At 70.3% G+C, this 13680-nt stretch carries 15 protein-coding genes; all 15 read left to right on the top strand.

Annotated elements, in window-relative coordinates; all coding sequences use genetic code 11:
* Window positions 1-38 precede the first annotated feature (38 nt).
* A complete protein-coding gene (locus tag ACZ4MH_RS27490; protein WP_351586410.1) occupies window positions 39-413 on the top strand; it encodes a TcmI family type II polyketide cyclase in 375 nt (124 codons plus the stop codon).
* The gene (locus tag ACZ4MH_RS27485; protein WP_351586412.1) at window positions 410-841 is read left to right on the top strand and encodes a cupin domain-containing protein; all 432 of its coding nucleotides are present in this window, start codon (window positions 410-412) and stop codon (window positions 839-841) included. Before ACZ4MH_RS27490 ends, ACZ4MH_RS27485 begins: the two co-directional genes overlap by 4 nt.
* A complete protein-coding gene (locus ACZ4MH_RS27480; RefSeq protein WP_351586414.1) occupies window positions 838-2118 on the top strand; it encodes a beta-ketoacyl-[acyl-carrier-protein] synthase family protein in 1281 nt (426 codons plus the stop codon). The genes ACZ4MH_RS27485 and ACZ4MH_RS27480 overlap by 4 nt, the downstream gene beginning before the upstream one ends.
* On the top strand, window positions 2115-3377 hold the full coding sequence (locus ACZ4MH_RS27475) for a ketosynthase chain-length factor (protein WP_351586416.1): 1263 nt from the start codon (window positions 2115-2117) through the stop codon (window positions 3375-3377). Before ACZ4MH_RS27480 ends, ACZ4MH_RS27475 begins: the two co-directional genes overlap by 4 nt.
* Window positions 3378-3447: 70 nt before the next feature.
* Window positions 3448-3921 (top strand): SRPBCC family protein, encoded by a 474-nt coding sequence (locus ACZ4MH_RS27470; RefSeq protein ID WP_351586418.1) that lies wholly within the window; start codon window positions 3448-3450, stop codon window positions 3919-3921.
* A gap of 22 nt (window positions 3922-3943) precedes the next feature.
* On the top strand, window positions 3944-4693 hold the full coding sequence (locus ACZ4MH_RS27465) for an SDR family NAD(P)-dependent oxidoreductase (RefSeq protein WP_351586420.1): 750 nt from the start codon (window positions 3944-3946) through the stop codon (window positions 4691-4693).
* Window positions 4694-4718: 25 nt separating this feature from the next.
* Window positions 4719-5018, top strand: coding sequence for an antibiotic biosynthesis monooxygenase family protein (locus tag ACZ4MH_RS27460; RefSeq protein ID WP_351586422.1), 300 nt, complete (start codon window positions 4719-4721; stop codon window positions 5016-5018).
* Window positions 5015-5329, top strand: a complete 315-nt coding sequence (locus ACZ4MH_RS27455; RefSeq protein WP_351586424.1) for an antibiotic biosynthesis monooxygenase family protein — start codon at window positions 5015-5017, stop codon at window positions 5327-5329. The genes ACZ4MH_RS27460 and ACZ4MH_RS27455 overlap by 4 nt, the downstream gene beginning before the upstream one ends.
* 175 nt (window positions 5330-5504) lie before the next feature.
* Entirely contained in the window at window positions 5505-6758 is a 1254-nt protein-coding gene (locus ACZ4MH_RS27450; protein WP_351586426.1) for a cytochrome P450 family protein, read from the top strand.
* 55 nt (window positions 6759-6813) lie between these two features.
* Entirely contained in the window at window positions 6814-7629 is an 816-nt protein-coding gene (locus tag ACZ4MH_RS27445; RefSeq protein WP_351586428.1) for an SAM-dependent methyltransferase, read from the top strand.
* A gap of 54 nt (window positions 7630-7683) precedes the next feature.
* On the top strand, window positions 7684-8460 hold the full coding sequence (locus tag ACZ4MH_RS27440; protein ID WP_351586430.1) for an SDR family NAD(P)-dependent oxidoreductase: 777 nt from the start codon (window positions 7684-7686) through the stop codon (window positions 8458-8460).
* Window positions 8461-8497: 37 nt separating this feature from the next.
* Window positions 8498-9685, top strand: a complete 1188-nt coding sequence (locus tag ACZ4MH_RS27435; protein WP_351586432.1) for a cytochrome P450 — start codon at window positions 8498-8500, stop codon at window positions 9683-9685.
* A gap of 29 nt (window positions 9686-9714) precedes the next feature.
* Window positions 9715-10695 carry a quinone oxidoreductase family protein gene (locus ACZ4MH_RS27430; RefSeq protein ID WP_351586434.1) on the top strand — a complete coding sequence of 327 codons (981 nt, stop codon included), beginning with the start codon at window positions 9715-9717 and terminating at the stop codon, window positions 10693-10695.
* 320 nt (window positions 10696-11015) lie between these two features.
* Window positions 11016-12623 (top strand): MDR family MFS transporter, encoded by a 1608-nt coding sequence (locus tag ACZ4MH_RS27425; RefSeq protein ID WP_351586436.1) that lies wholly within the window; start codon window positions 11016-11018, stop codon window positions 12621-12623.
* A gap of 77 nt (window positions 12624-12700) precedes the next feature.
* The gene (locus ACZ4MH_RS27420; protein ID WP_351586438.1) at window positions 12701-13549 is read left to right on the top strand and encodes an SDR family oxidoreductase; all 849 of its coding nucleotides are present in this window, start codon (window positions 12701-12703) and stop codon (window positions 13547-13549) included.
* Window positions 13550-13680 lie beyond the last annotated feature (131 nt).

Below are 13680 nucleotides of genomic sequence, written 5' to 3'. Positions count from 1 at the left end.
GAGGGTGGGACAACGACCGAAGAAGCCAGGAGGGCACCGTGCACCGCACACTGATCGTGGCGCGTATGAACCTCGCTGACGCCGAAGGCGTCGCCGGGGTCTTCGCGGACTCGGACAGCACCGGCCTGCCAGAGATGGTGGGCGTCTCCAGGCGGACCCTGTTCGCCTTCCACAACCTGTACTTCCACCTCGTCGAGGCGGAGCAGGACATCGGCCCGAACCTCTACAAGGCGCGCAGCCACCCGCTGTACAACGACATCAACACCCGCCTGCAGGAGTTCATCTCGCCGTACGACCCGGACTGGCGCGAACCGCGCGACGCGATGGCCGTACCGTTCTACTCCTGGTCGCCGCAGGACGGACCGGCCATCACCCCGCCGTCCGCGCCGAGCCTGGGCGGCGGTGCCCGATGACCGCCGCGGCGAGCCCCACCAAGGTCAACTCGGCGGATGTCGCCGCCAACCGCAAGCGCGGCGGCGACATCCGGATCACCCTCAGCCCGCGCACCGTCGGCTGCACCTCCGGCTTCGGCGGGACGCTGTGCCTGAGCCCGGAGGAGTACGTCACCGAGCATCTGCACCCGTACTCCGAGGAGTTCCTGCACGTCGTCTCCGGCGACCTGGAGATCACCCTCGACGGTGAGCCGGTACGCCTCGGCCCGGGCGACTCCCTGCTCGTCCCGATCGGCGTCCGCCACCGGCTGGTCAACTCCGGCCAGGAGCCGGCGCGGGTGGTCTTCCATCTGTCACCGCTGGCACCGCGCCCGGAGCTCGGCCACGTCGACACCGAGGCCCCGCTCGTCGAGGGCGGCGCCAACCCGGACGTCGGAGCGGCCCGATGAGCCGTCGCGCCGTCATCACCGGGGTCGGCGCCGTCGCCCCCGGCGGCATCGGCCGCGACGCCTACTGGGACCTGCTTTCGGCCGGCCGTACGGCCACCCGGGGGATCAGCCTCTTCGACGCGTCGAACTTCCGCTCGCGGGTCGCCGCGGAGTGTGACTTCGACCCGGTGGCCGCCGGCCTGAGTCCGCAGGAAGTCCGCCGGATGGACCGGGCCGCCCAGTTCGCGGTCGTCGCCGCCCGGGAAGCCATCGCGGACAGCGGCATCGACATCGCGGCCGGCGACCCGGGCCGTATCGGCGTCAGCATCGGCAGCGCCGTCGGCTGCACCACCGGCCTGGAGGACGAGTACAAGGTCCTGTCGGAGGGCGGTAAGCACTGGCTCGTCGATCACACCTACGGTGTGCCGCACCTGTACGGCTACATGGTCCCCAGCACGCTGGCGGCCGAAGTCGCCTGGCAGGCAGGGGCGGAGGGCCCGGTCGCGCTGATCTCCACCGGCTGCACCTCCGGTCTCGACGCGGTCGCCCACGGGGTCCAGCTCATCGAAGAGGGCACCGCCGACATCGTCATCGCGGGTGCCACCGACGCCCCGCTGTCGCCCATCACCTCCGCCTGTTTCGACGCCATCAAGGCCACGACGCCCCACACCGACGGCGACCCCGCCGCCTCCCGGCCCTTCGACGCCCGGCGCGACGGCTTCGTGCTCGGTGAGGGCTCGGCGGTCATGGTGATCGAGGACGCCGAAGCGGCCCGGCGCCGCGGCGCCACCGCCTACGCCGAGGTGGCCGGCTTCGCGAGCCGTTCCAACGCCTACCACATGACCGGGCTCAAGCCCGACGGCCGGGAGATGGCCGAGGCCATCGGCATCGCCCTGGACCGGGCCCGGCTCGACCCGCAGGACATCGACTACATCAACGCGCACGGCTCGGGCACCAAGCAGAACGACCGGCACGAGACGGCCGCGTTCAAGCGAAGCCTGGGGCAGCGCGCCTACGACGTGCCGGTCAGCTCCATCAAGTCGATGATCGGCCACTCGCTGGGTGCGATCGGCTCGCTGGAGGTGGTGGCCTGCGCGCTGGCCCTGCGCCATCAGGTGGTGCCTCCGACGGCGAATCTGGCGGTCCCCGACCCGGAGTGCGACCTGGACTACGTGCCGGTCACCGCGCGCGAGCACCGCATGGACCACGTGCTCAGTGTCGGCAGCGGGTTCGGCGGCTTCCAGAGCGCCATGGTCCTCGGCCGCCCCGGCGCCGTGAGCGCAAGGGAGGCGGCATGAGTGCCCTGGGCATACCCGACGGGCGACGGCGTCCCGCGGTCGTCACCGGCCTCGGCGTGGTCGCCCCCACCGGCATCGGGGTCCGCGACCACTGGAACTCCGTGCTGGCCGGCAAGAGCGCGCTGGGCCGCATCACACGCTTCGACCCGTCCACGTACCCGGTCCGGGTGGCCGGCGAGGTGCCCGACTTCGAGGCCCGGGAGCAGATTCCCAGGTCCCTGGTCAGCCGCACCGACCGGTACACCCACTTCGCCCTGGCCGCGGCCCAGGCGGCGCTCGCCGACGCGGGCGCCGACCCGGCACGGCTGCCCGAGTACGAGATGGCCGTGGTCACCGCGAGCTCCTCCGGCGGCACCGAGTTCGGCCAGCACGAGATGGAGCAGCTGTACCAACAGGGCCCGGCGTGGGTGGGCGCCTACCAGTCGATCGCCTGGTTCTACGCGGCGACCACGGGCCAGGTCTCCATCCGCCACGGTATGCGCGGTCCCTGCGGGGTCATCTGCGCCGAGCAGGCCGGCGGCCTGGACGCGCTGGGCCAGTCCCGGCGGCTGCTGGACAGCGGCTCCCGGCTGGTGCTGGCCGGCGGCACGGACGCCTCGCTGTGCCCGTACGGCCTCACCGCCCAGCTGTCCACCGGCGCGCTGTCCACCGAGGAGGACCCGACCCGCGCCTACCTCCCCTTCGACGAGGCCGCCGGTGGCTATGCGCCGGGCGAGGGCGGGGCCATGCTCGCCGTGGAGACGGAGGCGGGCGCCCGCGAGCGGGGCGCCCGGCACTACGGCCGCATCCTCGGCTACGCGGCCGGGTTCGACCCGCCCGCCGGCTCCGCGCGTCCGCCCGTGCTCACCTCGGTGATCCGCCGGGCCCTCGCGGACGCCGGGCTCGGTGCGGGCGCCGTGGACGTCGTCTTCGCCGACGCCGCCGGTGTCCCGCACCACGACGCGGCCGAGGCCGCCGCGATCAACGCGGTGTTCGGCGCCGGCCGGGTACCGGTGACCGCGCCCAAGACCCTCACCGGCCGGCTCTACGCGGGCGGCGCCGCCCTGGACGTGGCGACCGCCCTGCTCAGCCTGAGCTCCGGCGTGGTCCCGCACACCGCGGGCGTCTACCACCCCGCCGGGTCTCTGGGCATCGACCTGGTCGTCGACCGCCCACGGCACACCGCGCCCCGGACCGCCGTGGTCCTGGCCCGCGGACACGGCGGCTTCGCCGCCGCGCTGGTCGTGGGCGCCGGGGACCGCACCGACCACCTCACCTGACCCCGCCGAGTGAAAGGCAGCACGTCATGCGCGAACGCACCGCCGCACCGCTCCCGGAGGGACGAGTCTGATGGCAGGCCACACCTCCAACTCCGTCGTCATCGACGCCCCGCTGGACCTCGTCTGGGAGCGCACGAACGATGTGGCGTCCTGGACCGAGCTGTTCAGCGAGTACTCCGTCGCCGAAGTCCTGGAGCAGGACGGCCCGACCGTCACCTTCCGCCTCGCCCTGCACCCGGACGAGAACGGCAAGGTGTGGAGCTGGGTCTCCCGGCGCACCACCGACGTGGCGACCCGTACCGTCCGCGCCCACCGCGTGGAGACCGGACCGTTCGAGTACATGAACATCCGCTGGGAGTACACCCAGCAGGCCGACGGCGTCCGGATGCGGTGGACCCAGGACTTCCACATGAAGGACGGGGCTCCGCTCGACGACGAGGGCATGACGGACCGCATCAACCGCAACACCGCGGTCCAGCTGAACCTGATCAAGGAAAAGCTCGAGGCCGCCGCGCGCGCCGCCCTCGCCGACCGACTCCGCTGACGCACCCCAGGAAGGAAACACCATGGAACTCGCCCTGCACGGAAAGAAGTTGCTCGTCACCGGAGGCACCCGCGGCATCGGCCGCGCCATCGTGCTGGCCGCGGCACGCGCGGGCGCCGACGTGCTCACCTGCTACCGCCAGGAGAGCGAATACGTGGAGAGCCTGCGCCGTGAGCTCAAGGAGACCGGCGGACAGCACCACGTCATCCGCGCCGACGTCGGCGAGATCGCCCAGGTGGACCGGCTCGTCGAGGAGGCCGGGAAGCGATTCGGGCGGCTCGACGGCGTCGTCAACAACGCCGGCACGATCACCCACATCCCCTTCGCCGACCTGCCGGCCGAGGAGTGGTCGCGGGTCATCGACACCAACCTCACCGCTTCGTACCGGGTCATCCAGCAGGCCCTGCCCCTGCTCGGCCCGGGTGGCTCGATCGTCAACATCGGCTCCCGCGGCGCCGCCGCCGGCATCCCGCTGCGCGCCCACTACACCGCCGCGAAGTCCGCGATGATCGGCCTGACCCGCTCGCTGTCCAAGGAGCTCGGCGGCAAGGGCATCCGCGTCAATGTCGTCGCGCCCGGCGTCATCGAGACGGAGGCGTTCGCCGACATGCCGGCGGAGCGCGCCGAGGGACTGCGTGCCACCTACTCCCAGAAGACGGCGCTCGCCCGCCTGGGCACCGTCGAGGAGCTGGCCGCACCGGTCCTCTTCCTGCTCAGCGACCTCTCCGCGTACATCACCGGCGAGACGCTCAACGTCGACGGGGGAATCTGAGGTGTCTGGGCCCGTATTCCGAGTCATGCTGCGCATGCAGATCAAGCCCGGTATGGGCGCCGAATTCGAGCGGGTGTGGAAAGAAGTCGGGGAATCCGTCACCAGTCACCCGGCCAACATCGGGCAATGGCTTTCCCGCAGTGTCGAACAGGGCGAGGAGGAGGTCTATTACATCGTGAGCGACTGGCTCGACGAGCCCCGGTTCCGCGCCTTCGAGACCAGCGACCGCCACCTTCAGCACCGCACCAAGCTCCACCCGTACCGCAGCGGGGGCTCCATGACGACCATGCACGTCGTCGCGAGCCTCGCGGGCGCGGCCGCGTGAGCGCCCCCGCCGCCCCGGCGGTGCAGGTGGTGCTCCATCACCTCACCGACCGGGGGCCCGCCATCATGGCCGCGTACCACGAGGCCAGCCGTCGCATGGCCGGGACCCCGGGCCTGCTGGGCAATGAGCTGATGCACCAGGTGGGCCGGCCCGACAGCTACGCCGTGGTCAGCCACTGGGACAGCTGGGAGTCCTTCGAAACATGGGAGGCCGGCCCGGAGCACAAGGACCAGACGGCTCCGCTGCGCGAGTTCCGGGACACCGCTCGCGAGCGTCCCTTCGAGATCTACAAGGTGCTCGCGAGCTACTGAGCGCCGCCCACGCGAAACCGCGGCGAATCCGGGATTGGAATTCCGCTTGAAGCGCGGTCGAAGCAGCCTCGACCGGGGTGGGAACTCCCTTACTCCTATGGCTGAATGAGACCCGGGAAAAGCAAGCATCCGCGAACTGAACGCACGAATCCGCCGTCATTCGAGGGAGCCCCACGTGGCCAGTGCCGCGCCGACGAGCACAGTGCTAGAGCTGTTCGACTCCGATTTCATCCGCAACCCGCACCCCACGCTCGCGTCCTTGCGCGAGGAGTCGCCCGCACGCCTGGTGGCCACTCCCAACGGCCTCAAGACGTGGCTGGTGACCCGCTACGAGGACGCCAAGGCGCTGCTGACCGACCCGCGGGTGAGCAAGGACATGCGCGTCGGCTACGGCCTGGTCCCGCACAACTTCGTGGACCCGGAGAAGCAGGCGCACTTTCAGGCGCAGCGGGGAACCCGCAAGCAGTTCGCGACCGAGCTGAGCACCACCATGCTGGACAGCGATCCGCCGGACCACACGCGCCTGCGCAAGCTCGTCGCCAAGGCGTTCACCATGCGCCAGGTCGAGGCGCTGCGGCCGCGGATCACCGAGCTGGTCACCGAGCTGCTGGACGCCCTGGAGGGCCGGGACGAGGCGGACCTGATGGCCGCCCTCAGCTTCCCCGTCCCCTTCACCGTGATCTGCTGGCTGCTGGGCGTGCCCCCGGAGGACCGCGACAGGTTCCGCCGCTGGTCCAACCTGCTCACCTCCGGCCAGGGCACCGAAGAAGCGCTCGACGCCAGCCAGGACATGGTCGCCTACTTGCGCGCCCTCATCGCCGCCAAGCGCGAGAACCCGGCCGACGACATGCTGACCGCGCTCATCGAGGCGACCGACGAGGGCGAGCAGCTCGACGAGGTCGAACTGATCTCGATGGCCTTCCTGCTGCTCGTCGCCGGCCACGAGACCACCGTCAACCTGCTCAACACCGGCACCTTGGCGCTGCTGACCAACCCCGACCAGCGTGCCCTGCTGGACGCCGATCCGGGCCTGTGGGACAGCGCGATCGACGAGTTCCTGCGCGTCGACGCGCCGCTGGCCAACGCCACCTGGCGCTTCACCCTGGAGCCGATCCAGCTGGGCCAAGTACTGATCCCCAAGGGCGAGTTCCTCACGATCTCGCTGAGCGCCGCGGGCCGCGACCCGAAGCGCTACGACGACCCCGACCGCGTCGACATCACGCGGAAGAACTCCGGGCACCTGGCGTTCGGCCACGGCATCCACCACTGCATCGGCGCGCCCCTGGCCCGGCTCGAAGGCCGCATCGTGCTCAGCGAGCTGTTCCGCCGATTCCCCGGACTGAGCCTCGCGACGCCCGAGGGCGAGCTGTCCTGGCGGCCCAGCTTCAACCTGCGCGGACTGGCCTCCCTGCCGGTCCGCCTGCGCTGACCCGCGTGGTCCGCGCCCGCCCCGTTCCGTACGCCTGCCGTATGAGGAGACTCCCGTGAACCGTCCGTCCTGGGCACCGCCCGAGGTCGACATCGAAAAGCCGAGCATCGCCCGGGTCTACGACTACTGGGTCGGCGGCACCCACAACTTCCCGGCCGATGTCGCGGTCGCCAAGTCCATCGCGGACAAGAACCCGCTGCTGCCGCGTACCCTGCGCTCCAACCGCGCGTTCCTGCGCCGTGCCGTCGAGGAGCTGACAAAGCTCGGCATCGACCAGTTCCTCGATATCGGCTCCGGCATCCCGACCGAGGGCAACGTGCACGAGACGGCCCTTGAGAACAACCCCGCCAGTCGCGTGCTGTACGTGGACATCGACCCGGTCGCGGTGGCCCACGGCAAGGCCATCCTGGCGGGCAACGCGCAGGCCGCCTCCCTGCTGGGCGACCTGCGCGAGCCCGCCGGCATCTTCGCCGCGCGGGAGACCGAGGACCTGATCGACTTCTCGCGCCCCGTCGCGCTCATCCTCGCCGCGGTACTGCACTTCATCAGCGACGCGGACGACCCGAAGGCGATGCTGCGCGAATTCACCGACAAGCTCGCGCCGGGCAGCTACGTCGTCATCTCGCACGCCGGCATGGAGAAGAAGCCGGCCGCCGAGGACGTGCCCGCCTCCGCGGCGCAGACCTACCAGGAGAACGTCAGCGAGGTGTACTGGCGGGACATCGACGAGGTCAACGCGCTGTTCGAGGGCCTTGAACTCATTGACCCGGGCGTGGTGCCGGTTCCGTTGTGGCGCATCGGCCCGGAGGGCGACCCCGAGGGCTTCGGCGCCGAGGCGCACGCGCTGGCCGGCGTGGCGAAGAAGGTCTGAGCTGCCGGACGTCCGCAGCGACCGAACCGACAATCCGCTGGAATGGAGTGACTGATGGAGACCGATCTCCGTAACAAGGCAGTGCTGGTGACGGGGGCATCCTCGGGCATCGGACGGGCCACGGCCATCGCCTACGGGGCGGACGGCGCCCGAGTGGCGATCACCTACCACAGCAACCGGGAAGGCGCGGAGGAGACGGCCCGGCTCGCCCGCGAGGCGGGTGCTGCCGAGACCCTGACGGTGCGTTATGACCTGGACGACGAGACCGTCATCCGGGACGCGGTCAGGACCGTCGCCGACGCCTGGGGCGGAATCGACGTCCTGGTCAGCAACGCCGTGGTGTGGTCCGAGGGCATCCCGCGCCCCGGCCGGGCGATGCCCGACTTCGAGGACGCCGACCCGAAGCTGTGGCAGGAAGTGCTGCGCACCACCGTCGACGCGACCTTCCACACGATCGCCGCCGCGTTGCCGGCCATGCGCGGCCGCGAGTGGGGCCGCATCGTCATGATCTCCTCGGGCCTCGCGGACTACGGGATGCGCGGAGGCGCGGCCTACGGTGCGGCCAAGGCCGGTCTGCTGGGCATCGCCCGGAGCCTCACCTGGGAGCTCGCCCCGGAGAACATCCTGGTCAATGTGGTCGCTCCCGGTCAGACCATGACCGAGAACGTCCGCCGGATCGCCCCGGCCGCGGCGCTGGAGGCCAAGGCGAAGACCCTCCCGTCGGGCCGCCTCTCGGTGCCCGAGGACGTGGCCAACACGGTCGTCTTCCTCGGCTCCCGTGCCAACGGCAACATCAACGGCCAGACCATCCGGGTCACCGGCGGCGCGTGACGCCCGCCGGCAGGTCCGCAGAAGCGAAGAGACTCCGATGACCGAAGAAGCACCGAAGTTCACCTTTCCCTTCCACCGGGACCACCCGACCCGCTGTCCGGCCGACTTCGCCGCGCTGCGCGAGGAGCGTGTGGCCCGGCTGACGATGCCCAGCGGTTCGCCCGGCTACATGGTCGGCCGTTACGAGGACGTACGCCGCGTCCTGCTCGACCCGCGGTGCAGCGCCGATCTGCACCGCCCCGGCGTGCCGTTGATGACCAACTGGCCGCCGCTGGAAAGCCTCAACTTCACGGATCCGCCGCAGCACACCCGGCTGCGCCGGCTCGTCGCCAAGGCGTTCACGCCCGAACTGGTGGAGAGCTTCCGTCCCCGCATCCACCGGCTGACGAACGAACTGCTCGACGCCATGGAGCGGGGCGGCGACTCGGCCGACATCGTCGAGGCGTACGCGCATCCGCTGCCGATCAACATGATCTGCGACCTGCTGGGCGTGCCGCGAGGCGACCGGTCCCGGTTCCGCAAGTGGTCCGAGGCGTTCCTCGTACTGGAGAACAATCCGGCCCACGAGATCCGGGCCGCCGCCGAGGAACTGCGCGAGTACCTCGGCTCGCTCGTCGCGGACAAGCGGCGCGCTCCGGGCGACGACGTGCTCAGCGCGCTCGTCGCGGCACGTGACGTGGACGACCAGCTCAGTGAGGGGGAGCTGGTGTCCACGGCCACCCAACTGCTCATGGCCGGCCACGAGACGACGTTCCTGCAGATCGGACTGTGCGTCGCGACGCTGCTGCTGCACCCCGAGCAGCTGGCCGAGCTGCGCGAGCATCCGGAGCTCATGCCCAACGCGGTCGAGGAGCTCATGCGGTACCAGGGTCCCGGCGACGGCGCCGCCTACCGGATCCTGCTGGAGGACATGACCTTCGGGGACACCACCATTCCCGCGGGCAGTGGAGTCCTCGCCGCGATCAGCGCCGCCAACCGGGACGAAGAGCGCTTCCCGGACGCCGGACGCCTCGACATCCACCGCGCGGACACCCGCCACCTCACCCTCGGACACGGCATCCACCACTGCCTGGGCGCCGCGCTGGTGCGCATGGAAATGCAGATCGCTCTGACCAACCTGTTCGACCGGTTCCCCACGCTGAAGCTCGCGTGCACCGAGGACGAACTCGAGTGGATGCCCGGGCGGTTGCTCAGCGGCTTCCGTACTGTCCCCGTCACGTGGTGACGACCGAACCCCGATTCCGTGGAGGAACCATGCGCGTCGTCCGTTACTACGAGCACGGCGACCCGGGCGTGCTGCGCCTTGAGGAGGCCCCCGTACCGGAGCCCGGTCGCGGCGAGGTGCTGATCCGCGCCGAGGCGATCGGCGTCAACTACGCCGACGTCCAGAAGCGCCAGGGGCTGCCGATCGGCGGCCCCGCCACCCTGCCCGCCGCACCCGCCGGTGACGTCGCCGGTGTCGTCGAGGCGGTCGGACCGGGCGTGACCCACGTGGCCGTGGGGGACCGCGTCGTCGCGCCGGTCCGCCACGGGGCCTACGCGGAATACGCGACCGCGTACGCGGCCACGGTGTTCCCGATACCCAAGAGCATCGACGCCGCGCAGGCCACCGCGCTACCGAGTCCGGGGGAGACCGCCTACCACGTCCTCACGACGGTCGGGCAGCTCAGGCCCGGCGAGACCGTACTGATCAACGCCGCCTCCGGCGGCATCGGCCACCTGCTGGTGCAGCTCGCCCGCGCCCGCGGTGCGGGCCGCATCATCGGCACGGTCGGTTCGCCCGCCAAGCTCGACTTCATCCGCTCCATCGGCGCCGATGTCGCGGTCTGCTACGGGCACGAGGACTGGGTGGACGAGGTCCGGGCGGCAACCGGCGACAAGGGCGCCGACCTCGTGCTGGAGACGGTCGGCAACGAGGTACTGAAGCACAGCATCCACCTGGCCGCCCGCTTCGGCCGCATCGTGTGTTACGGCGGCGCGTCGGGCGAGCGCCCGCCGGCCATCTCGCCCTGGGACTTCGTCGACATGAAGTCGCTGCACGGCTTCAACCTCTATGCGCTGTTCCAGGACCGGCCCGAGGCGGTCGCCGCCGGGCGCAAGGAACTCCTCGAGTACGTCGAGTCCGGGCAGGTCACGCCGGTCGTGCACAGCCGGATACCGCTGGCGGAAGCGGCCGGGGCACACCAGCTGATGGAGGCGCGCCTGCACACCGGAAAGCTCGTACTGGTCCCCTGAACCCGGGGTCGGCGAGCTCCGCCGACCTCGGCCGCGGTTGCCCCGCACACGGACCTTCCGCTACGGTACTGGGCATCTGTAATCGGCAGAGAGGGAGTGGCGAGTAGCGAAGACGAACCACGAAGAACCGTGATCAGCACATGTGCTGGCGTCTGATCAACGGTTGAGAGGGCCGGAAAGGCCGGAGTCGGACGAGATCCGACCACCCCATCTCCGCTGCTGAAGTCGAGCAGCGTTCTTCAACGATTTCGTTTTGCGCACTCTCATTCCGAGCGGTGCCCGTGTATCGCGGCGCCACTCCTCGATTACAAGGATTCCTCATGGCTTCCTCTTCAGCCGAGCCTGCCACCGGCACCCCTGCCGCACCGGCTCCGTCGGTCAAGACCAACGCGGTCGTCCTCACCCTCATGGTGGCGGTCTTCCTCTCCCTGCTCGACTCCCAGATCGTCGCCACCGCACTGCCCCGCGTCGTCAGTGACCTGGGCGGACTCGACCAGTTCGGCTGGGTCACCACGGGCTATCTCATCGGCGGCAGCGCCGCCGTCCCGGTCTACGGCAAGCTCGGCGACCTGTTCGGACGCAAGCGCGTCTTCATGAGCTCCATCGTCGTCTTCCTCGTCGGATCGATGCTCTGCGGCGTCGCCCAGACGATGGGTCAGCTCATCACCTTCCGCGTCCTCCAAGGCGTGGGCAGCGGTGGCCTGTTCATCTGCGTCCTCGCCCTCATCGGCGAGATGTTCTCCCCGCGTGAGGGCGCGCGGTACTACGGCTGGTTCTCCATCACCTTCGGTGCCGCCTCGCTCGCCGGCCCCACCCTCGGCGGTGTACTGACCGATCTCGCCAGCTGGCGCTGGGTGTTCTTCGTCAACCTGCCCGTCGGCATCCTGGTCCTGGCCGTCATCTCCTCGTTGCTGCGCCTGCCCGCCCAGCCCAAGAAGGCCGCCCACATCGATTACGCCGGGGTCCTCCTCCTCGTCGTCGCGATCGTCGCCCTGAACCTCCTCACCGGCTGGGCCGGCGTCACGTACTCCTGGAACTCGCCGGTCATCCTCGGCCTCGCCGTCGGATCCGTCCTCGCGGTGACGCTGTTCATCCTGTCGCAGCGCCGCGCGGTGGACCCCGTGGTCCCGCTTCGGCTCTTCGCCAACCAGACCTTCAGCCTTGTCGTCGTCCTCGGCTTCATCGCCGGTTTCGTCGGCCTGGGCCTGATCAACTACCTGGTCCTGTGGCTCCAGACCGTCCTCGGCCTCGACGTGGAGAAGTCCGGCTACATCCTCACCGCGATGATGCTCGGCGTCGTGGTGACCTCCTGGGTCAGTGCCAAGATCATCGGACACACGGGCTCCTACCGCTGGTTCCCGGTGGTCAGCATGGCCGTGTTCGCCGTCGCCGCCGTGCTGTTCTCCACGGCCGGCCCGGAGACGAGCGTCGCCCTCGCGATCGCGTACGTCCTGCTCTTCGGGGTCGCCGGAGGCCTCAACTCCCAGGCGCTGAGCCTCGCCGCCCGCAACACCGCGAACATGCAGGACATCGGCGCCGTACAGGGCACCGCCACCCTCATGCGGCAACTGGGTACCGGACTCGGTGTCTCATTCTTCGCCGCGTTGATGAACGCGCGTCTCGGCGCCGGGCTCCAGGAGCGCTTCAGTGGCGCATCCGGCGTCCACCTCGACAAGGACGGCTCGCTGGCGCCCGAGGTCCTCGGCCGCCTCTCCGCCGCCGTCCGCCTCGAAGTCGCCGAAATCTACGCGGACTCGCTCCGTGCCATCTTCTACGCGGTGATCCCGATCGTCCTCGTCGGACTGGTGACCGCGCTCTTCCTCAAGGACGTCAAGCTCTCCGGCGGGCACGGCCACGACAGCGCCGAGCCCGAGCAGTCCGGTGACGCGGCCGTGAGCGACTCCTCCGCCGCCCGCGACGAGTCCTGATCCAACTCCCCTTCACCAAGCACGTTTTCCGCACGGCGTCCGCCGTGCTGCCCATCCATCCCAAGGAGATCCACGCAATGATTCTGGTAACCGGCGCCACCGGCAATGTCGGCAGCGAACTCGTCGCCCAACTCGCCGCTGACGGCGTGCCCGTGCGGGCCATGACCCGTTCGCCCGAGAAGGCCGACTTCCCCGTCGGTGTGGAGGTGGTCGGCGGCGACTTCGACAAGCCCGAGACGCTGCCCGCCGCCCTGGCCGGCGTCGACCGCGTCTTCGTCGTCCCGCCGGGCTACGGCCCCGAGGGCCCGGTCCAGGAGCGCACCCTCGTCGCCGCCGCCCGCGAGGCCGGCGTCACGCACCTGGTCAAGCTCTCCACCAGCGGCGTCGGCTTCGGCGCCACCGACCCGTTGACCTCGGGCCACCGCCAGGGCGAGCAGGTCGTCCAGGAGTCCGGGCTGGAGTGGACCCTCCTGCGCCCCGGCACCTTCATGGTCTACCTCTACGGATACGCCGACACCATCGCCAAGAAGCGGACCATGTACGTCACCGAGGGCGACCCGGTCTCCGCCATGATCCACCCGCGGGACATCGCCTCGGTCGCCGCCAAGGTCCTCACCACCTCGGGTCACGAGGGCCAGGCGTACACCCTCACCGGCGGCGAAGCCCTCAGCCCGCAGCGCCAGGGTGAGATCGTCGGCGCCGCCCTCGGCCAGGAGGTCGCGGTCGTCGAGCGCACCAAGGCGGAGACCCAGGCCGAGTTCGACCGCCTGGGCTGGGGCGGCCCCCGCCTGGAGGCCCTGCTGGAGCTCAAGCGCCAGTCGGCCGCGTGGGACTGGAAGATCTCCGACTCCGTCGAGAAGATCACCGGAACCGCGCCGCTGACCCTGCGCGACTGGGTCGAGGAGAACATCCACATCTTCGGCTGAGCCGACCCGCACACCGCATGGGGCCGGGGTGGTCGGGGAGGGCCTGGGAAGACGGACCCACGTCTTCGGGGGGGTCCTCTGGGGGGTCAAGTGGACAACAAGGTCATTTTAGGGGGGATGTTTCTTTTTAG

It is taken from the genome of Streptomyces sp. NPDC026301 (assembly GCF_055567935.1).
The sequence above is the reverse complement of the archived record's forward strand: the minus strand, read 5'-3'. Positions and strand labels throughout refer to the sequence as shown.

Coding starts and splice junctions, on each gene's coding strand:
- ACZ4MH_RS27430 (WP_351586434.1), top strand. CDS start 9,715: ATGCGCGTCGTCCGTTACTACGAGCACGGCGACCCGGGCGTGCTGCGC.
- ACZ4MH_RS27465 (WP_351586420.1), top strand. CDS start 3,944: ATGGAACTCGCCCTGCACGGAAAGAAGTTGCTCGTCACCGGAGGCACC.
- ACZ4MH_RS27440 (WP_351586430.1), top strand. CDS start 7,684: ATGGAGACCGATCTCCGTAACAAGGCAGTGCTGGTGACGGGGGCATCC.
- ACZ4MH_RS27460 (WP_351586422.1), top strand. CDS start 4,719: ATGCTGCGCATGCAGATCAAGCCCGGTATGGGCGCCGAATTCGAGCGG.
- ACZ4MH_RS27475 (WP_351586416.1), top strand. CDS start 2,115: ATGAGTGCCCTGGGCATACCCGACGGGCGACGGCGTCCCGCGGTCGTC.
- ACZ4MH_RS27425 (WP_351586436.1), top strand. CDS start 11,016: ATGGCTTCCTCTTCAGCCGAGCCTGCCACCGGCACCCCTGCCGCACCG.
- ACZ4MH_RS27435 (WP_351586432.1), top strand. CDS start 8,498: ATGACCGAAGAAGCACCGAAGTTCACCTTTCCCTTCCACCGGGACCAC.
- ACZ4MH_RS27470 (WP_351586418.1), top strand. CDS start 3,448: ATGGCAGGCCACACCTCCAACTCCGTCGTCATCGACGCCCCGCTGGAC.
- ACZ4MH_RS27480 (WP_351586414.1), top strand. CDS start 838: ATGAGCCGTCGCGCCGTCATCACCGGGGTCGGCGCCGTCGCCCCCGGC.
- ACZ4MH_RS27420 (WP_351586438.1), top strand. CDS start 12,701: ATGATTCTGGTAACCGGCGCCACCGGCAATGTCGGCAGCGAACTCGTC.
- ACZ4MH_RS27485 (WP_351586412.1), top strand. CDS start 410: ATGACCGCCGCGGCGAGCCCCACCAAGGTCAACTCGGCGGATGTCGCC.